This window comes from Myroides sp. ZB35 (assembly GCF_001865835.1).
GTDB classification, from domain to species: Bacteria; Bacteroidota; Bacteroidia; order Flavobacteriales; family Flavobacteriaceae; genus Flavobacterium; species Flavobacterium odoratimimum.
In genome coordinates this window covers 1,703,925-1,723,152 of record NZ_CP017769.1, presented here as the reverse complement: position 1 = coordinate 1,723,152, position 19,228 = coordinate 1,703,925, and the positions used below count along the sequence as shown (strand labels likewise).

Annotated in this window: 16 protein-coding genes; 5 read left to right on the top strand and 11 right to left on the bottom strand. The window is 35.2% G+C overall.

The genetic code is table 11. From position 1 onward, the window contains the following. The first annotated feature begins 3 nt into the window (after positions 1-3). Entirely contained in the window at positions 4-447 is a 444-nt protein-coding gene (locus BK054_RS07845; RefSeq protein ID WP_006260551.1) for a single-stranded DNA-binding protein, read from the top strand. A 40-nt stretch (positions 448-487) separates the two neighbouring features. Continuing rightward, on the top strand, positions 488-1,078 hold the full coding sequence (gene gldD, locus BK054_RS07840; protein ID WP_058699258.1) for a gliding motility lipoprotein GldD: 591 nt from the start codon (positions 488-490) through the stop codon (positions 1,076-1,078). 286 nt (positions 1,079-1,364) lie between these two features. On the opposite strand, the gene BK054_RS07835 is transcribed toward gldD, so the two are convergent. The 3 genes from BK054_RS07835 to BK054_RS07825 all read right to left on the bottom strand — a co-directional run bounded on the left by BK054_RS07835 (position 1,365) and on the right by BK054_RS07825 (position 5,213). Continuing rightward, complete coding sequence (locus BK054_RS07835) at positions 1,365-1,724, bottom strand: heavy-metal-associated domain-containing protein (RefSeq protein WP_006262778.1); 360 nt, start codon at positions 1,722-1,724, stop codon at positions 1,365-1,367. Between the two features lie 98 nt (positions 1,725-1,822). Continuing rightward, entirely contained in the window at positions 1,823-3,874 is a 2,052-nt protein-coding gene (locus BK054_RS07830; protein ID WP_058699257.1) for a M16 family metallopeptidase, read from the bottom strand. 19 nt (positions 3,875-3,893) lie between these two features. Next, on the bottom strand, positions 3,894-5,213 hold the full coding sequence (locus BK054_RS07825) for a M16 family metallopeptidase (protein WP_006257407.1): 1,320 nt from the start codon (positions 5,211-5,213) through the stop codon (positions 3,894-3,896). Between the two features lie 369 nt (positions 5,214-5,582). On the opposite strand from BK054_RS07825, the gene rplU reads away from it, so the two are divergent. The 3 genes from rplU to BK054_RS07810 all read left to right on the top strand — a co-directional run bounded on the left by rplU (position 5,583) and on the right by BK054_RS07810 (position 7,554). Next, the gene (gene rplU / locus BK054_RS07820; RefSeq protein ID WP_006257408.1) at positions 5,583-5,945 is read left to right on the top strand and encodes a 50S ribosomal protein L21; all 363 of its coding nucleotides are present in this window, start codon (positions 5,583-5,585) and stop codon (positions 5,943-5,945) included. Positions 5,946-5,969: 24 nt separating this feature from the next. Further along, the gene (gene rpmA, locus BK054_RS07815; protein WP_006257409.1) at positions 5,970-6,230 is read left to right on the top strand and encodes a 50S ribosomal protein L27; all 261 of its coding nucleotides are present in this window, start codon (positions 5,970-5,972) and stop codon (positions 6,228-6,230) included. 325 nt (positions 6,231-6,555) lie between these two features. After that, the gene (locus BK054_RS07810; RefSeq protein ID WP_006266284.1) at positions 6,556-7,554 is read left to right on the top strand and encodes a hypothetical protein; all 999 of its coding nucleotides are present in this window, start codon (positions 6,556-6,558) and stop codon (positions 7,552-7,554) included. Between the two features lie 88 nt (positions 7,555-7,642). Here the strand turns inward: BK054_RS07810 and dgt are convergent, their stop codons facing one another. The 8 genes from dgt to BK054_RS07770 form a co-directional block, all read right to left on the bottom strand. Further along, positions 7,643-8,989, bottom strand: a complete 1,347-nt coding sequence (gene dgt / locus BK054_RS07805; RefSeq protein ID WP_036474401.1) for a dGTP triphosphohydrolase — start codon at positions 8,987-8,989, stop codon at positions 7,643-7,645. A 14-nt stretch (positions 8,990-9,003) separates the two neighbouring features. Further along, the gene (locus tag BK054_RS07800) at positions 9,004-9,720 is read right to left on the bottom strand and encodes an AAA family ATPase (protein ID WP_071307201.1); all 717 of its coding nucleotides are present in this window, start codon (positions 9,718-9,720) and stop codon (positions 9,004-9,006) included. Between the two features lie 138 nt (positions 9,721-9,858). Continuing rightward, the gene (locus BK054_RS07795; RefSeq protein WP_006266281.1) at positions 9,859-10,938 is read right to left on the bottom strand and encodes a hypothetical protein; all 1,080 of its coding nucleotides are present in this window, start codon (positions 10,936-10,938) and stop codon (positions 9,859-9,861) included. Between the two features lie 125 nt (positions 10,939-11,063). After that, a complete protein-coding gene (locus BK054_RS07790; RefSeq protein ID WP_006257415.1) occupies positions 11,064-11,288 on the bottom strand; it encodes a hypothetical protein in 225 nt (74 codons plus the stop codon). 83 nt (positions 11,289-11,371) lie between these two features. Next, positions 11,372-13,765, bottom strand: a complete 2,394-nt coding sequence (locus BK054_RS07785; protein ID WP_071307200.1) for a ribonucleoside-diphosphate reductase subunit alpha — start codon at positions 13,763-13,765, stop codon at positions 11,372-11,374. A gap of 28 nt (positions 13,766-13,793) precedes the next feature. After that, positions 13,794-14,771, bottom strand: coding sequence for a ribonucleotide-diphosphate reductase subunit beta (locus BK054_RS07780; RefSeq protein WP_006257417.1), 978 nt, complete (start codon positions 14,769-14,771; stop codon positions 13,794-13,796). A 389-nt stretch (positions 14,772-15,160) separates the two neighbouring features. After that, positions 15,161-16,381: a 2-oxoglutarate dehydrogenase complex dihydrolipoyllysine-residue succinyltransferase gene (gene odhB / locus BK054_RS07775; protein ID WP_006257418.1), complete on the bottom strand. Its 1,221-nt coding sequence runs from the start codon at positions 16,379-16,381 to the stop codon at positions 15,161-15,163. A gap of 50 nt (positions 16,382-16,431) precedes the next feature. Then, a complete protein-coding gene (locus tag BK054_RS07770) occupies positions 16,432-19,203 on the bottom strand; it encodes a 2-oxoglutarate dehydrogenase E1 component (protein ID WP_006257419.1) in 2,772 nt (923 codons plus the stop codon). Positions 19,204-19,228 lie beyond the last annotated feature (25 nt).

The following is a 19,228-nucleotide window of genomic DNA, read 5'->3' as shown; positions in this document are numbered from 1 at the left end:
ACTATGAACGGTACCCTTAACAAAGTTACATTAATAGGTCACTTAGGTGATAACGTCAAGATGCATTACTTCGAAAATGGTAATTGTATAGGTCGTTTTCCGATTGCGACTAACGAAGTTTATGTCAATAAAACATCCGGAGAAAAATATACTTCTACAGAATGGCATAATCTAGTCGTCAAAAACAAAGCTGCTGAAGTGTGTGAGAAATATCTATCTAAGGGAGATCGCATCTATGTAGAAGGGAGAATACGCACCCGTCAATGGCAAGGAGAAGATGGCATGAATAGACAGACAGTAGAGATTATGGTAACAGAGTTTATGTTCTTAGATACCAAAAAAGAAAATGACTACAGACAAAAAACATCTTTTGAAGAAGAAAAAAAAGAGGCTGTAGACAATTTTAATATCCCTAAAGAGACTAATAATGACAATTTGCCGTTTTAAGTAGGTTACTACTTTGTAAACCTTAATCGAAATAAGAAAGATGAAATTCCAATATATAAGCACTTTACTATTATCTGTAGCCTTCTTCGCTGCCTGCAAAGAGGATACTACTCCTAAGCCAAATGCTTTCTTAGCTCTAGACTATCCTAATCAGGAATATAAGACTTATCAAAACGAAAACGGTTTTGAGTTTAGTCAAAATCAATGGTCTACTATTAAAGAGGCTAAAAAGAATTCACTAGAAATACATTATCCACAGATGAAGGCTACCATCTTCATCAACTATAAGCCTGTAGAAAACAACTTAAATCTACTGCTAAAAGACGCACAGAAGCTTACTTATGAGCACTTCGTGAAGGCTGATGAGATTATAGAACAACCTTATATCAACTCTGATGACAGAGTATATGGTATGCTATATGATGTACAGGGAAATGCTGCTACGAATGTACAGTTCTACGCTACAGATAGTATAAAAAACTTTATCGTAGCCTCTCTATACTTCTATGCTAAACCAAACTATGACTCTATCTTACCCGCTACAGAATATGTAAAGAAAGATATGAGAACACTACTAGAGACACTTAAATGGACTAGTAAACAGGATGCAAACACACCTATTATAAAATAGAATACATCTCGATTTTTATATTCCGATGGAGCTAGTCTGTATAGATTAGTTCCATTTTGTTTTTATAGGAGTCTTCTGCGTCATGCGAACTATATTTCTACATCATCAGTACATCATGACTCCGTTAAATCATCCAAAATAACGGACTCACTACGGACTCATAACGGACTCACAACGGACTCACTCGCATTAAAACCAATAAAAAAAGCGAGTATGTATCAACACACTCGCTTTAGATCAAATATTTAAACAGATGAGGAATGCCCCTACTCTTATATTGTTCTTATTATTTAGTAGCACTAACGCTCTCTACCTTATAAATCCCATTAGCGATCTTCTCTACAGTACCTACTAATGACTCTACACTCTGCTTAGATTCATCAAAGTCTATCTCTGCAGTCTTAGTATCAAAGTCCACTTTAGCTAACTTCACTCCGTCTAGCCCTGCTAACTTACCTTCTATAAGCTTGGCGCATCCTATCTCACACGTCATTCCATCGATCTTAAATGTAGTGTGCTCCACATTACCAGCTACTTCTGTAGATGCAGTAGATACTGACGCATCAGCCGTCTTCTCTTCATTCTTACACGATACTACTAATATAGCTCCTAACATCATGAAGCCTATTGACTTTACTATTTTCATCTTTGTGGTATTTTAAAATTACATTCTTGATGGTACAAAAATAAAAAAAGCAACCGATAAATCAGTTGCTTTTTCAATTCTATTATTTAGATAATCAATTATTTAAAATCCTCGTCAGTAACTCCTTCGTTGATTTTAACATCTGTAACGATATTAACAATCTCTATTCCTACATTTAATACTTGTTTAAAAGGTATTTTTACCCCTTTCACTTCTTTATAATCCTCATACTTAGTAGTCATATTCATTACTTGGCCACCTTGCTCTTGAGTCATTACAGCACCTACTTTAAGTCCAGTAGTCAAGTCATAATAGTAAACAGACTTACCAACTTTAACACCTACAGCATCTTTACCATTAAAAGACTCTACACCAGTAACAATAGCACTTTTATTAGCTTTCATTTTTAACTCAGGAAAAATTGTTGCTTCACTTTGTACTTCAGCTAATTTATCACCTGTAAGTTCCAGTTTTTGGCCTTGTTGCATTACATAACCAGCTTTTGGAGTCACTACTTGCTTAGATAAAGTATTCCCCATCATCTTCTGCTCTACTAAGATATATCCCTCTTTCATTTTAGATATAGATTCTAGTTTCATCCCTTGTACTTCAGCAGTACTAGTTATGGCAACAGATTTGATCTCTGCTACTTTCTTCTCTCCACCGATAGCGTTCAAATATTTATCTACTACAGAATTAACAGTTACTCCAGCAGGTACTGCTTTACTAAAGCCTGGCTTACTAGCTTCATCAGCCTCTTTAGTATAGTACTTAATAGGATAGCCTAATTTCTCTAATCCTGATAATACGTCGCTACCTTTACCTACGATAACGATACGCATATTATCCTTAAGGAAATACTTCTGAGCAGCTTTCTGTACATCTGCTATCGTTACAGCATTGATATTCTTAATGTAGTTCTCATAAAAATCTACTGGAAGCTTATACAGCTCTTTATTAAGAGCATATCTAGCTACAGTAGCAGGTTTCTGGATTTCCATCACGAAGTCCCCTACATATTTAGCTTTCGCTAACTTCAGTTCATCTTCTTTAACAGGAGTCGTACGGATAAGGTCTATCTCTTTTATAAACTCTGTTACAGCGCTATCTGTAACCACGTTACGCACTGCAGCTGTGGCTCTAAATTTACCAGGATACTTACGAGATGGACTTATAGAAGAGTACGCTCCATACGTCCAACCATGTGCTTCACGCAAGTTTAAGAAAAGACGACCTTCTCCTCCTCCTCCAAGAATTTGGTTAGCCAAAATAACAGCAAAATAATCTTTGTCAGTCATTTTTAATTCCACCTCATTCACTAGCGCTATTTCTGACTGAACAGCGTTAGGCATATCTACGAAGTTAATCTCTGTAGCGCCAACGTTCCCTTTATAAACAACATCTTTATACTGTGTATTCGATTTATTCCAAGCCTCAAAAAGCCCCTTAATAGACTTCTCTGTCTTTTTATAATCAATATCTCCTACCACTACTAAGTATGCGTTCTCAGGAGAGTAATACTTCTTAAAGTATGCTTGAACATCAGCAAAAGTTACATTACTTAATGTCTTCTCCGTTTCGAATTCTCCTACTGGAGTATTCTTCCCGTATAGCACAGCGTCTTCTACTCTACGAGCAATATTAGTCACACTGTTCTCACCAGCCTTTACTCCTTCAATAGCTTTTGCCTTTGCCTTGTCGAATTCTTCTTGTGTCAGCACAGAGTTGATTACTCCATCAGCTAGTAAGTTTAGAATAGTCTCATTGTGTTTAGACAACCCATTCGCTGAAGCACCACCTGTATGGAAATTAATTCTAGCTCCTAAGAAGTCTATTTCTTCTAAGAACTGATCTTTATTCATCTTCTTCGTCTCATTCCCCAACATTTCAGATAAGATAGAAGCTACTCCTGCTTTCTCCCCATCATAGATTAACGGATTATCAATACTCAATGTATAAGATACTCGAGGTAACTTCGTATTCTGAACAACCATCACCTTCATCCCATTCTTTAATACAAAAGAGGTAGGCTGTCCTACATGTACTACTGGCGCAGGCCCCGCTACAGGCTGTTTTCTATCTTGAGCTTGTACTTCTAAAGCTGCCAAAGCAAACACTACACTTGCAGCATAAATATATATTTTTTTCATTTCTAGTCTACAGTTAAAATTAGTTATTAGCTTTCTTTGTAGGGATATAATCCAAAATTAACCTTTGATTTTTATTCAGGTATTTTTTAGCTACATCGCGAATCTCTTCTCTAGTGATACTTCTATAGATATCTATATTCGTATTAATTAGATTAACATCACCGTACAATAGGTAATAAGAAGCAAGATTCTCAGCTAATCCTTCTACATTAGAGTTAGAATCAACATATTGCTTTTCGAAAACGTTCTGAAGTTTCTGGAAGTCACGCTCTGAAATCAACTCAGTCTGTAATTTCTCGATTTCTTCATCAATCTCTTTAATTAAATCAGCCGAAGCAAAACCTTGCATCGGAATACCGTAAATAAAGTAGATTCCATAATCTTCTTGACTTAAGTTAAATGAAGCCATTTCTAAAGCCATCTTCTTTTGGTCAACTACTTTTTTATACAATCTAGAACTTTTCCCTCCTGATAAAATAGACGAGATCATATCTAACACACGAGCATCACGAGTCTTCATAGATGGTGTACGATATGCTTCTACTAACATTGGAAGTTGAATATTCGGATCTTGAAACTCAGCGTGAATTTCTTTTGTTATAGGAGCTTCCTCAAATTTGTTTTTTACAACAGGACTTCCTTTAGCAATAGGTCCAAAATATTGTTTAATCCACGTTTTTGCTTGATCTTTCTCAAAATCACCAGCTACAACTAAAACAGCGTTATTTGGTAAATAAAACTTCTTGTTAAAAGCTAAGAACTCATCTAAAGTAGCAGCATCTAAATGTTCCATAGATCCAATAGGTGCCCAGCGATAAGGGTGCTTAACGAATAGATTTTTCTTCACCTCTGAGAATAATTGACCATAAGGCTGATTATCTACACGTAGTCTCTTTTCTTCTTTTACTACTTCATTCTGAGTAGTTACACCTATCTGATTAATGATAGGGTGCATCAGACGCTCAGACTCCATCCAAAGTCCAAGCTCTAAATTATTAGAAGGGAATACTTCATAATAATAAGTACGGTCATCAGAAGTATTAGCATTATTATTCCCCCCATTAGCAGTTACTATCTTAAACCACTCACCGCGCTCGATATTCTTCGTTCCTTCAAACAATAAGTGTTCAAAAAAGTGAGCAAATCCTGTTCTATCAGGGTTTTCATCTTTAGCCCCTACGTGATACATCACTGATGTCACTACTACAGGAGCCGATTTGTCTTGATGTAAGATAACGTGTAATCCGTTATCTAAAGTGTACTGCTCGAATTCCACTTTTTGAGCTAAGGCAGATATTCCGAAGAATAATGAGCCTAAAACCAATAAAGATTTTTTCATTCTACAATATTTTGAAATTAGGTTATAACCTAATAAGTAGCCATATTTTAAATTATGTTACACTATTTCTAAAATATTTTTATATTTTATTAAATAAACAGTCCAATACACCACCAAATTGACATTCATCGACAGTACTAAATAAACTTCATCAAACAGATAACACCGCCATCAAAGGCATAGATCTACTACTAATGATCTATCACACCTCGCCTTAAGCAAACTTTATAAGATAATGAAGTATAACAGAACTAACTCATTTACACCAAAATAGAAATAAAAAATATTCTAAATGGGAGGTGTAAAACTTTTGTAAATAAGAAATTAAATGTATATTTGCACCCTTAATAAACATTTTAATTTTTTGTTATGTACGCAATCGTAGAGATAGCAGGGCAACAATTCAAAGTTAGCAAAGACCAAAAAGTGTATGTACACCGTTTAGCAACTGAAGAAGGATCAAAAGTTACTTTTGACAAAGTTCTTTTAGTTGATGACAACAACAACATCACTCTAGGCGCCCCAGCTATAGAAGGTGCTTCTGTGGAAGCTAAAGTTTTACAACACCTACAAGGTGACAAAGTAATCGTTTTCAAAAAGAAAAGAAGAAAAGGTTACAAAAAGAAAAACGGACACAGACAAGCTTTAACTCAAATTGTTATTGAGGGAATCAATGCAGGAGGAGCTAAAAAGAAAGCAACTAAAAAAGAAACTGCTGAAGCAGCTGAGTAATTAACAAACTAAATTTAAAACGTCATGGCACACAAAAAAGGTGTAGGTAGTTCTAAGAATGGTAGAGAATCAGAATCGAAACGTTTAGGCGTTAAGATTTATGGTGGTCAAGCAGCTATCGCTGGAAATATCATCGTTAGACAAAGAGGTTCTAAGCACAATGCTGGTGAAAACGTTTACATGGGGAAAGATCATACTTTACATGCAAAAGTTGACGGTGTTGTTAAATTCCAAAAGAAAAAAGACAACAAGTCTTACGTTTCTATTTTACCATTTGAAGCTTAAGAATCAAACTTATTTATTTGTTTAAGACAAATAAATAGAAAACATAGAGAAGGCGCTATAATTAATTATAGCGCCTTTTTTTGTGCACTATAGTCTCGCATCTCACCTCCTTACTTTCTTTGCTCTTCAAAAAAACTAATAAAGCTCTTTAGATTATCTATTTTATTTAGATTCATTACAATAAACACCATCCACTAAAACAACATAACAAACTATAAATCAGTACTTAATATTAATTATTTAGACAAAATAAAAATAACTATTGTAGAATTAGATATTTTATTTACATTTGTTCTAAATAATTAAACAATCTAACTTATTAAAAATGAAGATTAAAAAAGTACTTTCGTTATTTGCAATCACTGCATTTTTGTTGACGAGTTGTTCTAGTGATGATAACGAAATCATCAGACCAGAACAAAAAGATCAAGTAGAGGTTGGTACATCATTACCTATCACTGGTTATTATGTATTCCCACATACACCAACAATGCCATTGCCATTTAAATTTGAATCAGATAAGATTACTATATTCTTTGCTGATAATGATCAGGCAACAAATGAAGTTTATAATGTAGTAAAAGTTTATAAAAACACTGCTAATGTTATCAAAGCTGTAACTACTCCTAAAGATGGTAAAGGATATAAAACATTCTTCTTTAGAGAACAAACAGAAAATGGTGTACAAATCCATATGGATTACACTTTTGATACTGAAAGTGAAGCAGTAAATACTGCATATCCAACTGATAAGAAAACTACAACTAGAAATGTTACAATTAAAGCTGACAATCCTCATGGAAGTATGAAGTTTGGTTGGTTACAATTAAACAAAGAGCAAGAGAAAGTACAGAACATGGATAAACTAAAAGGAGTTTATGGTTCTGAAGTTATCTTAGACAAAGACAACAAACCACAAGCTCAGTATGTATTCAAACTAAATGATAAAGATGAGGCTTTCCTTTTTAGAGCAAATATGGGGAATGGTTTCGGTGATTCAGCGTCATTTACACTTAAAAAAGTAGCTACAGACGAAACTAAAGGACAAATAATCTATGAAGTAACTGGTTCTACTGGTTATTATTCAGGAAGAACTGGACAATTCCTTACTGTATACGTAAAAGATATTACTACAGATGGTTCTAAAGCAACTTTTGCCATTGCTACTAAAGACGGAGGTAATTCTGTAGCTGGTAGTAAAGGTGATATCGTAGGTAAGACTATAGAAGAAGCTAAAGAAATCAAAGCTCCTGAAGCTGATAAAGTTTGGGAAAAAGATATGATGAAATACGCACATCTTTGGATACCTACTACAAGAGAGTAATTTAATTTCACTGATATTTTAAGCTAAAAAAAGAGGTAATAGTTAAATACTATTACCTCTTTTTGATTGTATTATAAAAGATATGATTTTATCTATCGTTTCCCTTGATCATATTATACAACTCTAAAGCTTTACCATCAGTCAGCATAGAGATAAAGTGACATATATTCATTAAGCGCACATACACACTATCATTCTCTATTCTATACTTATCTGGTAATAGAGACATAATCAATAGATCATACTGGCTCTCCTCTCCGTAATAGACGTTATTTACAGCTGATGTAAACGCTTCTAACAGAGCATTGATTACCTTATACCCTACTATCTCTTTCTCTATCACTTCACGGCTCTGGTATACTTTATTAATACTCACAGAAAGAATATCTTTCATCTGAGCGATATAACTACACTTCTCCGTTAAGGCATAAGGATACTCACCTGCTAATATCTTATCTTCATTCTCTAAGAACACTCTACACACATCCTGTATCAAGCTACCAATAGCTAAAGCCCTTAAATAACTTACTCTATCCTCCTTAGAAGCTAACTGAGCATAAGTCTGGGGGTTAATACTGTTCTGAACAATCTTGATTAAAAACTCTAGAGCGTGCTCTTCTGGTATCCATCCGAGATTAATACCGTCTTCGAAGTCTGTTATAGTATAACATATATCGTCTGCTGCTTCAACCAAGAAAGCCAATGGATGTCTAAAATATGCTGCTTCAGTACGATCGTCTTTAGATATAAGACCTAGTTCATTCGCTACATCAATAAATGCCTCTTTATCCTCTTGAAAGAAGCCATATTTCTTATCTGAGATATCTCTAGTCAATTTCTTAGGCAAACTCTCTTTAGGATACTTCATAAAGGCTCCAAGAGTAGCATAAGAGATTCTCAAACCACCTGCCATACCAGGACGACTCTTCGTCAGTATAGCAAAACCATTTGCATTACCTTCAAAGTCAATCAAGTCTTGCCATTCCTTATCTGTTACCTGATCTCTATACTTAGCTCCTAGTCCTCGTTTAAAGAAGTCCCCTATCGCACGTTCACCAGAGTGCCCAAATGGAGGATTACCAATATCGTGTGCTAATGAAGCCGCTGCTACTATAGCCCCGAAGTCATTTACTGTATATCCGTATTCTTCTGCTAAATAAGTATATTTATTTAAAAGACTAGAACCTACTATTCTACCTAAAGAACGTCCTACCACAGACACTTCTAAACTATGTGTCAATCTAGTGTGAACAAAGTTCGTCTTAGACAGAGGGATTACTTGTGTTTTATCTTGTAAACTTCTAAATGGTGATGAAAAGATGATTCTATCATAGTCCACCTCAAACCCTATACGAGTCTCTAGTTCATCTAATCTATTTCTAACAAAAGTGTCACCATACTTCTTTAGTGATAGTAACTTTTCCCATTTCATCATAAGCAAATGTTCAACTAGTTATTTTGATCAGCCTCTAATAATAATTGGCTATTTATAATATTATCTTTTACTGTTTTGAATACATGATTCTTTGTCTCTGCATAAGAAACGTCATATATTCTCGTTAATGTTCTATACTCTTCTGGATATTCCTTTAGCAACTTATCGTAATAGAAGTCAAGAGCCTCTTTATTCGGAGCTGTATATTCTAACTGTAACTCAAAGCGTCTAACTAAAGCTTCATCGATCATGTGTATCTGATTCGTAGCTGCCATAAGAATAGACTTCTGTGGTAGATTATCTATCAACTGTAAGATAGCATTCACTACACGTTTCATCTCACTGTTATCCTTATTGTCATAATCTCTAATCTGGCCTAATGAGTCAAACTCATCAAAGAATAGGACAGAACTCTCGTATTGAATTTCTTTAAATAAACTCTCAATATTCTTAGCCGTTTCTCCTAGCTTGGAAGAAACAATAGTAGCAAGATTAACAATGATAAGTTTCTTATCTAAATGTTTAGCAATAGCCTTAGCTGTCATGGTCTTACCACATCCTGTCTTACCATAAAGTAATATCTTATTACTAACAGGGAGATTATACTTCATCAGTATATCACGGTATTTATACTCTTTTAGAAATTGAGTAATCTCAGCTTTTACGTTGTCATTAAACATGACATCATCTAAAGAAATTTTAGTGCGATCTATATAATATAAAGAACTCATATTAAACAATAAATTTGTTGTGTGTTAAACCACAAATATACTGCTTATATTCCTCGATTAACTCCTCCAGAAAAGAGAAAAAAAGAACATTTTAGTATATTTACAACTAATCCCCTAAATAAAACCATTCCGCCTTGATTAGAAATAATGAGCGCGAATAGTAATCTGATAAAGCGTCATTCCGCCTTCTTTATTTCTATAGAAATCAAAGTGATTAGATCTCGTCTGCTTACCTTTAACTTCCTTTATATTTACACTAAACGCAGGAAACTCAGCACTTCTCCATTTGCCTTCGTCATCTAAATATAATTGTCTGTCTTGCTCAGATGTGATTTCTGTATCATCAGTTATCACTCCATCTTCTATATAATAATCTATGTGATAACGACTGCTATCTCCGTTTCTTATTAAGTCAAATGCTTGAGTTATTAGTTCCCTCTTATCTTCTAACAATTCCTTTTTATCGATAACTATATAATCACCTATATTATCATTATCTATTTCTAAGTTCACTTTCAGATTATCTGATAGATACTTCTCCCATTTACTTCCTTCTGTACTTGGTAAGAATACCTGTTCTGTGAAATACTGTAAATACTTCTCTAATTGAACGAAGTTATAATACTTACCATTCATCCCCTTTAAGCTAACATAATAACTATCTTCTAAAGGTTCATCAGTAATTTTTAAGCTAAACATATCCAAATCAATATGAGGTTCAAGCATATCTTCAATTAATACCTCCCCTTTAGTATTTAAAAGATAGGTATCTCCTCCTAGAAGTACATTATGTCTATCACCATTCCTCCCTATATTATCTTTTACAGCACCTTTTAGAGCATATAGCATACCATTATGTACTTTGGTTAATCCCGAATATATAGGTTCTATGACCACTTGTCCTTTATCATTATATAGACCAACTAACTCTCTGTCTTTATCTGTAAAACGAATGTAATTCTCACTAGAATAATCAGGAGCGACTACGTCATAATAATATACATGATCTATTCTTATATCTTCTCCATTATCTTGTTTGATTAGATAATATATATCTAATCCTATATCTTTCTCATCTATTATAGTGCGGATACGATTACTATTTTTTACAACTTTAGGTTTAGAAGGGTAGTTGTTCTCCTGATAATAATTCTGATACACAAAAACACCAATCCCCAATAATAACAATCCTCCTACAATAGAGAATATCTTTCTCATAGCTTATTTCTTTAACAGTAAATATAACGATTATCTTACAGAACATGAACAAAAAAAGGAGTGACTATTCATCACTCCTTACCTATTCTTATCTATAGTTCTGGTATAACTCCGTCTCTATAATCTTATTCTTCACCTGCTAAGAAGAACTTCATTGACTTCATTGGGTAGTCTTCTCTACTCATATTACTAGGGTTAGCAATAGCTTTCTTAATGCTAATCACATCACCTACTTTGAAGTTTGCTTCTGTATATTGGTAATCTAATAAATAAGGCCCACAGAAATAATTTCCTTTAGCATCTTTCTCTATCGCTCCTTTAAAAATACCTTTTTTAGTTTCTTTAGACATAGTATATAACTGTTAATGGTACAAAGATACAACAAAAAAGGTAGCTCAGAGAACTACCTTTTAATATCAATAAAGTATGTTCTTTAAGAACCACACATTTCACAATCTTCATCATTATTAGCAGCCATTCTAGCACGCTGTAACATCGCTTGATAGTCTTCTACAGACACCTGCTCTACTTCTTCTATAGCATTTGGATTAGCTTTCTTCTCATTATTTAAAGTAAACTTGATCGCATCTACAGCAGACTTCGTACGCAAGTAATACATTCCTGTCTTTAACCCTGACTTCCAAGCATAGAAATGCATAGAGGTTAACTTAGCATAGTTCGCTCCTTCCATAAACAAGTTTAGAGATTGAGACTGATCAATAAAATATCCACGTTGACGAGACATATCAATGATATCTTTCATACTAAGTTCCCATACCGTTTTATACAACTCTCTAATATCAGCAGGTATAAAGTCAATATGTTGAATAGAACCATTCGCACGCATGATCTCTTGTTTTAAATCTTCATTCCAAAGACCTAACTCTACAAGGTCTTTCAATAAATGTTTATTTACAACAATAAACTCTCCTGATAACACACGTCTAGTATAAATATTCGATGTATAAGGTTCGAATGCCTCATTATTTCCTAAGATTTGAGAAGTAGATGCAGTAGGCATAGGAGCTAATAATAAAGAGTTTCTCACTCCATTAGCCATTACTTCTTTTCTCAAAGAAGCCCAATCCCATCTTCCACTTAATTCTTCATCTTTCACACCCCACATATTGTATTGGAACTCTCCTTTAGAAATAGGTGATCCCTCAAACGTAGAATATGCTCCTTCCTCTTTAGCCATCTCCATAGAGGCAGTTAAAGCTGCGAAGTATATCGTTTCGAATATCTCTTGGTTTAATTGCTTTGCTTCTGGACTAGTGAACGGCATTCTCATCATGATAAATGCATCTGCTAATCCTTGTACTCCTAACCCTACAGGTCTATGACGCATATTAGAATTATACGCCTCTTCTACAGGATAGTAGTTTCTATCGATAACACGGTTTAAGTTACGTGTAATACGCTTCGTTACATCAAATAAAAACTGATGATTAAATTGACCATCTTCTACGAACATTGGCAATGAGATAGATGCCAAATTACATACCGCTACTTCATCAGGAGAAGTGTACTCCATAATCTCAGTACATAAATTAGATGATCTAATCACACCTAGATTCTTCTGATTTGACTTCGCATTAGCCGCATCTTTATAAAGCATATAAGGTGTTCCTGTCTCTATCTGAGCCTCTAGAACAGCTTCCCATAACTCACGTGCCTTGATTGTACGTCTACCTTTACCTTCATTCTCATACTTCAGATAAAGTTGCTCAAACTCCTCTCCATATACATCACAAAGACCAGGGCACTCATTAGGACACATTAGAGTCCATTTCTCATCAGCCTCTACACGTTGCATGAATAAGTCATTGATCCATAAAGCAAGGAACAAATCACGTGCACGCATTTCTTCTTTACCGTGGTTTTTTCTCAATTCGATAAAGTCAAATACATCTGCATGCCATGGCTCTAAGTAAATAGCAAAACTACCTTTGCGCTTACCACCACCTTGATCTACATATCTAGCCGTATCATTATACACACGTAGCATAGGCACGATACCATTAGAAGTACCATTCGTCCCTCTGATATAAGATCCTGTCGCACGTACATTGTGAATAGATAGACCTATACCTCCAGCCGATTGAGAAATCTTAGCAGTTTGTTTTAAGGTATCATATATTCCCTCAATACTATCATCTTTCATTGTTAATAAGAAACAAGATGACATCTGAGGCTTAGGTGTTCCAGAATTAAATAACGTTGGCGTAGCATGTGTAAAATACTTCTTAGACATCAATTCGTATGTTTCTATAACAGAATCAATATCATCTAAGTGTATCCCTACCGCTACACGCATAAGCATATGTTGAGGACGCTCTACTATCTTACCATTAAGCTTTAATAAATAAGAACGCTCTAGTGTCTTAAACCCAAAGTAATCATAGTTAAAATCACGTTGATAAATAATAGTTGAATCTAATCTCTCACTGTGCTTTTTAATCACCTCATACACATCGTCAGCGATAAGTGGAGCTTCCTGTCCTGTACGAGGGTTGACATATCTATATAAATCTTCTACTGTTTCTGAGAAGACTTTTTTAGTATTCTTATGTAAATTAGATACTGCTATTCTAGCTGCTAACAGCGCATAGTCAGGATGCGTCACAGTCATAGAAGCCGCAGTCTCTGCTGCCAGATTATCTAATTCAGAAGTAGCTACTCCATCGTATAATCCTTCGATAACTCTCATCGCTACCTTTACAGGATCTACGAACTCATTTAGCTCATAACACAGTATTCTAATTCGGTCTGTAATCTTGTCAAAACTTACAGGCTCTCTTCTTCCGTCTCTTTTTATTACGTACATCTACTCTTTTTCCTTTTTAAGTTAACAATTAAAAATCTGCGTCGAAGCTAATCTTATTACCTCCTTCTTCTTTAGAAATAACCCCAGCTTTTTGATATTCAGACACACGCTTTTCGAAGAAGTTTGTCTTACCTTGTAGAGAGATCATATCCATAAAGTCAAAAGGATTACCTACATTATATTCTTTCGCACATCCTAACTCCACTAATAATCTATCTGTCACAAACTCTAAATACTGAGTCATCAACGTAGAGTTCATACCAATCAAACTAACAGGTAAAGACTCTGTAATAAACTCTCTTTCTATATTTAAAGCATCCACTAATATTTCTCTAATGCGCTCTTTAGGAACTTTATTAATCAAGTGGTGATTATGTAAGTGTACAGCGAAGTCACAGTGTACTCCTTCATCTCTAGATATTAACTCATTTGAGAAGGTAAGTCCTGGCATAAGCCCTCTTTTCTTTAACCAGAAGATAGAACAGAACGCTCCTGAGAAGAAGATACCTTCTACAGCTGCAAAAGCAATTAAACGCTCTGCAAACGAATCAGACTCTATCCACTTCAGCGCCCATTCAGCTTTTTTCATAATAGCAGGGAATACCTCTATAGCTCTGAATAATCTATCTTTTTCTTCCTCATTCTTCACATATGTATCGATAAGCAGAGAATAAGTCTCACTGTGAATATTCTCCATCATAATCTGGAATCCATAGAAGAACTTTGCCTCAGCGTATTGTACCTCATTCACGAAGTTCTCTGCTAAGTTTTCATTCACTATACCATCAGATGCGGCGAAGAAAGCAAGAATATGTTTGATAAAATAACGTTCATCTTCATTTAGCTTATTGTTCCAATCAGATAAATCTTGATGTAAATCAATCTCTTCTGCTGTCCAAAAGCTAGCTTCCATCTTCTTATACCAATCCCAAATATCATGATGTTTGATAGGAAATATTACGAATCTATTTTTGTTTTCAGTTAAAATTGGTTCTTGAACAGCCATACTATATTGAATATAAAAGATTAAAATATCACGAGAGAATTCTCCCTCTCTTTTACAAATATGATGTTTTTTTTGCTCTATAAAAAATTAGTGTACAACCTAGTTATTCACAAACGGTACAAGTTATTAACAATAGCTAGCAATCAACAACTTACACAAATAACTAATTTACAACATCTTACAAAACAAAATATTACTACACTAAACAGTCTCACCCTACTACCATTAAGGGATAAGGGCCTAATCTACATAGTTAATTCATACATTACTTACTGTAAAATGTAAATCAAGTATTTTGTACAAAAAATCATACTATCTAAAAATATAATACAAAAAAAACGGCAACTATAAATAGTTGCCGTTTCATATATTTCAAAAGTTTCTAACTACTAAAGTTCGAAAGCTTTTTTAGGATTATTACCTAATAATAATTCAGTTGGGTTCTCTAAAGCTTCTTTAATAGCTACTAAGAAACCTACTGACTCACGTCCGTCGATGATTCTGTGGTCATAAGATAACGCCACATACATCATTGGGTGAATCTCAACTTTTCCATCTACAGCGATAGGACGCTCAATGATATTGTGCATACCTAAGATAGCAGACTGTGGAGGGTTGATAATTGGAGTAGATAACATAGATCCGAATACACCACCATTAGTAATAGTGAATGTACCACCTGTCATCTCATCTACAGTGATTTGTCCATCACGAGCTCTGATAGCTAAACGCTTGATTTCAGCCTCAACACCACGGAAAGATAATAACTCAGCATTTCTCACTACTGGCACCATTAGACCTTTAGGTCCTGATACAGCGATAGAGATATCAGCGAAGTCAAACTTGATTTGGTCTTGACCATCGATCATAGAGTTCACGTCTGGATATAATTCTAAAGCACGAGTAACCGCTTTAGTGAAGAAAGACATAAACCCTAATCCTACACCATGCTTAGCTTTGAAAGCGTCTTTATACTCAGCTCTTAATTTGTTTACGTTAGTTAAGTTAACTTCGTTGAAAGTAGTTAACATAGCAGTCGTGTTTTTAGCTTCCACTAGACGCTCAGCTACTTTACGACGTAACATAGACATTTTTTTGCGCTCTTCTCCTCTAGGTCCTCCAGTTGGTGTACCCATAGAAGCTTTTGCGTTTACTGCATCTTCTTTAGTGATTCTACCATCTTTACCAGTACCAGTTACAGTAGCTGGGTTGATGCTTTTCTCATCTAAAATTTTCTTAGCAGCTGGAGATGCACTTCCAGTAGCATAAGTAGTAGCTGCAGCTTGCACAGGTTCAGCTTTAGGAGCTTCTGCTTTAGGAGCCTCTTGAGCTGGTTTAGCTTCTGTAGAAGCACCTCCTGCAGGTTTTGCAGCACTCATATCGATTAAACAAACTACTTGCCCTACAGCAACAGCGTCACCTTCTTCTGCTTTTAAAGTGATAATACCACTTTCTTCAGCTGGTAATTCTAAAGTTGCTTTATCTGAATCTACTTCAGCAATAGCTTGGTCTTTTTCAACGTAATCTCCATCTTTTACTAACCATGTAGCGATTTCAACTTCAGTAATTGATTCACCTGGCGAAGGAACTTTCATTTCTAAGATGCTCATCTGTATATGCTTTAATTAAATATTGTTATGTAAAAATACGTTTTTTTCTATTATAAATTCTTGTCGAACACTTTTGCGATAGCTTCTGCATAACGTTTTTTAGAACGTACAGAACTTCCTGAAGCTGGTGCACTAAATGCTTGGTTACCTGCATAACGCAATGGTTTCAAGTCAAAGTTCATTAACATATGCCCATAAGCACCCATGTTACGTGGCTCTTCTTGACCCCATACGAAGTCGTCTGCATTAGTATACTTCGCTAATACCTCAGCAATTTGTTCGATTGGTAATGGGAATAATTGTTCGATACGAACAAATGCAATATCCTTTCTACCTAATTCTTCACGCTTAGCTACTAAGTCGTAGTAGAACTTACCACTACACAATACTACTGATTTTACATCTGCAGCATTTACATTAGCATCGTCTATCACGTATTGGAATTTACCATCTGTAAAGTCACTGATAGAAGATACCGCAGCTGGGTGTCTTAATAAACTCTTAGGAGACATATTGATTAATGGCTTTCTAAAGTCAGTGATCATTTGTCTTCTCATTAAGTGGAAGAAGTTCGCTGGAGTAGTTACATTCGTTACGAACATATTACTTTCAGCACATAACTGTAAGTAACGCTCTAATCTAGCAGAAGAGTGTTCAGCACCTTGATTCTCATATCCGTGAGGTAATAACATCACGATACCGTTCTGGTTGCTCCATTTATCTTCAGCAGCAGAGATATATTGATCCATCATAATCTGAGCTCCGTTAGAGAAATCCCCGAACTGTGCTTCCCAGATAGTTAATGTATTAGGATTAGTCAATGCATAACCATACTCAAAACCTAAAACAGCGTACTCAGCCAATAGAGAGTTGAATATTCTCATTTGACCGTTTTGCTCTTTTAATTGGTTTAATAAGATGATTGACTCTTCTGTATCTTCTGTTTTCACTACAGCATGTCTGTGAGAGAATGTACCACGCTCTACATCTTGACCTGACATACGCACATCGTATCCATCTGTCAATAATGTACCATACGCTAATAACTCACCCATAGCCCAATCTAAAGCATCTTTCTCGAAGAACATAGCTTTTCTATCTCCGATAAGTCTTGTCACCTTATTGATGAATTTTTTATCACCAGGCAATGCAGTAATTACTTCAGCAATTGCAGTTAATTTCTCTTTAGAAACTTTAGTGTCGTAGTCAGCTACCATTTTGTCACGACCTGCGATGTGGAATCCATCCCAGTTCTCTTCCATAAATGTTCTAACCTTAGCAAATTCTTTTTCACGAGAAGTGCTTAACTCTTGTTCTAAAGCATCTTTATATTGTTTCTCTAAAGATTTAACGAAAGCATCATCTACCACTTTATCCTCTAATAATCTAGCGTTATAGATATTACGAGAGTTAGGGTGTTTAGAGATTAACTTGTACAAGATTGGTTGAGTGAACTTTGGTTCATCTCCCTCGTTGTGTCCGTATTTACGGTATCCAACTAAGTCAATAAATACATCTGTACCAAAATGCATACGGTAATCTAAAGCGAATAAGAATGCTCTTACTGCAGCTTCAGTATCGTCAGCGTTAACGTGTAATACAGGAGATTGAGTTACTTTAGCAACATCTGTAGAATAAGTAGAAGAACGACCATCAGAATAGTTAGTTGTAAAACCAACTTGGTTGTTTAATACAATGTGAATTGTACCTTCTGTCTTATACCCTCTAAGTTTAGCCATCTGTACAATTTCATAAACAATTCCTTGTCCAGCGATTGCAGCATCTCCGTGAAGAGCGATAGGTAAAACTTTAGATGGTTCGTTTACAAAGATAGTATCTTGTTTCGCTCTAGCGATACCTTCGATAACTGCCCCTACAGTCTCTAAGTGAGAAGGGTTAGGAGTTAAGTTAACATGGATCTCTTTTCCAGAACGAGTCTTACGTGTAGATGTAAGACCTAAGTGATACTTAACGTCTCCGTCAAAACCTTCAACAGCATCATAATCTTTACCGTCAAATTCAGCAAAGATATCTTGTGCAGGTTTATGGAATACGTTAGCTAATACATTAAGACGTCCACGGTGTGCCATCCCTACTACGATCTCTTCTACTCCTTTTTCAGCAGCAGCGTCCATCATAAAGTCCATCGCTGGTATTGCAGCTTCTAGACCTTCTAGTGAGAAACGTTTTTGTCCAACGTATTTTGTGTTTAGGAAGTTCTCAAAAGAAACTGCTTCAATTAACTTGTGCAGAATTTCTTTCTTCTCTTCACTATCAAATTTTGCCTCTGTAGCCTCATAATGATTTTGAATCCATTGTACAGCAGCTTCATCAGTGATGTACTTGTACTCAATACCTAATGTAGTACAGTAAATTTTCTCTAATTGGGCAATGATTTGTCCCAATGTAGTAGTTGGTAGTTGTATTGTTTTTGCAGCCTCAAAATTAACATTCAAATCTGCTTGAGAAAGACCAAACTTCTCTAAACTCAAATCTGGATGCTCTACTTTTCTGTCTCTTAATGGGTTTGTTTTAGTCAATAAATGCCCATAAGTTCTGTAAGCGTCAATTAATTTTAATACAGCAAACTCCTTTTGAAGTTGCCCTAACTGCGCTGAACTATCTACACCAACACTATTACTTGACGTATAAGCTTGTGATAATTGCTCAACAGGCCCACCATTGTATTCATTTGCAAAGTCAAATCCCTGAAAGAAAGCTCTCCAGCTTGGCTCTACGCTATCTGGGCTTTCTAAATATTGATCATATAAATCTGCAAAAAATGCAGTGTGTGCCGCATTTAAAAAGGAATATCTATCCATAATTTCGTCTAAAGACCTTTTGTTT

Bases quoted from the DNA above. Each gene is read 5' to 3' on its own strand.
- BK054_RS07845 (WP_006260551.1), top strand. From the start codon at position 4: ATGAACGGTACCCTTAACAAAGTTACATTAATAGGTCACTTAGGTGAT.
- gldD (WP_058699258.1), top strand. From the start codon at position 488: ATGAAATTCCAATATATAAGCACTTTACTATTATCTGTAGCCTTCTTC.
- BK054_RS07835 (WP_006262778.1), bottom strand. From the start codon at position 1,724: ATGAAAATAGTAAAGTCAATAGGCTTCATGATGTTAGGAGCTATATTA.
- BK054_RS07830 (WP_058699257.1), bottom strand. From the start codon at position 3,874: ATGAAAAAAATATATATTTATGCTGCAAGTGTAGTGTTTGCTTTGGCA.
- BK054_RS07825 (WP_006257407.1), bottom strand. From the start codon at position 5,213: ATGAAAAAATCTTTATTGGTTTTAGGCTCATTATTCTTCGGAATATCT.
- rplU (WP_006257408.1), top strand. From the start codon at position 5,583: ATGTACGCAATCGTAGAGATAGCAGGGCAACAATTCAAAGTTAGCAAA.
- rpmA (WP_006257409.1), top strand. From the start codon at position 5,970: ATGGCACACAAAAAAGGTGTAGGTAGTTCTAAGAATGGTAGAGAATCA.
- BK054_RS07810 (WP_006266284.1), top strand. From the start codon at position 6,556: ATGAAGATTAAAAAAGTACTTTCGTTATTTGCAATCACTGCATTTTTG.
- dgt (WP_036474401.1), bottom strand. From the start codon at position 8,989: ATGATGAAATGGGAAAAGTTACTATCACTAAAGAAGTATGGTGACACT.
- BK054_RS07800 (WP_071307201.1), bottom strand. From the start codon at position 9,720: ATGAGTTCTTTATATTATATAGATCGCACTAAAATTTCTTTAGATGAT.
- BK054_RS07795 (WP_006266281.1), bottom strand. From the start codon at position 10,938: ATGAGAAAGATATTCTCTATTGTAGGAGGATTGTTATTATTGGGGATT.
- BK054_RS07790 (WP_006257415.1), bottom strand. From the start codon at position 11,288: ATGTCTAAAGAAACTAAAAAAGGTATTTTTAAAGGAGCGATAGAGAAA.
- BK054_RS07785 (WP_071307200.1), bottom strand. From the start codon at position 13,765: ATGTACGTAATAAAAAGAGACGGAAGAAGAGAGCCTGTAAGTTTTGAC.
- BK054_RS07780 (WP_006257417.1), bottom strand. From the start codon at position 14,771: ATGGCTGTTCAAGAACCAATTTTAACTGAAAACAAAAATAGATTCGTA.
- odhB (WP_006257418.1), bottom strand. From the start codon at position 16,381: ATGAGCATCTTAGAAATGAAAGTTCCTTCGCCAGGTGAATCAATTACT.
- BK054_RS07770 (WP_006257419.1), bottom strand. From the start codon at position 19,203: ATGGATAGATATTCCTTTTTAAATGCGGCACACACTGCATTTTTTGCA.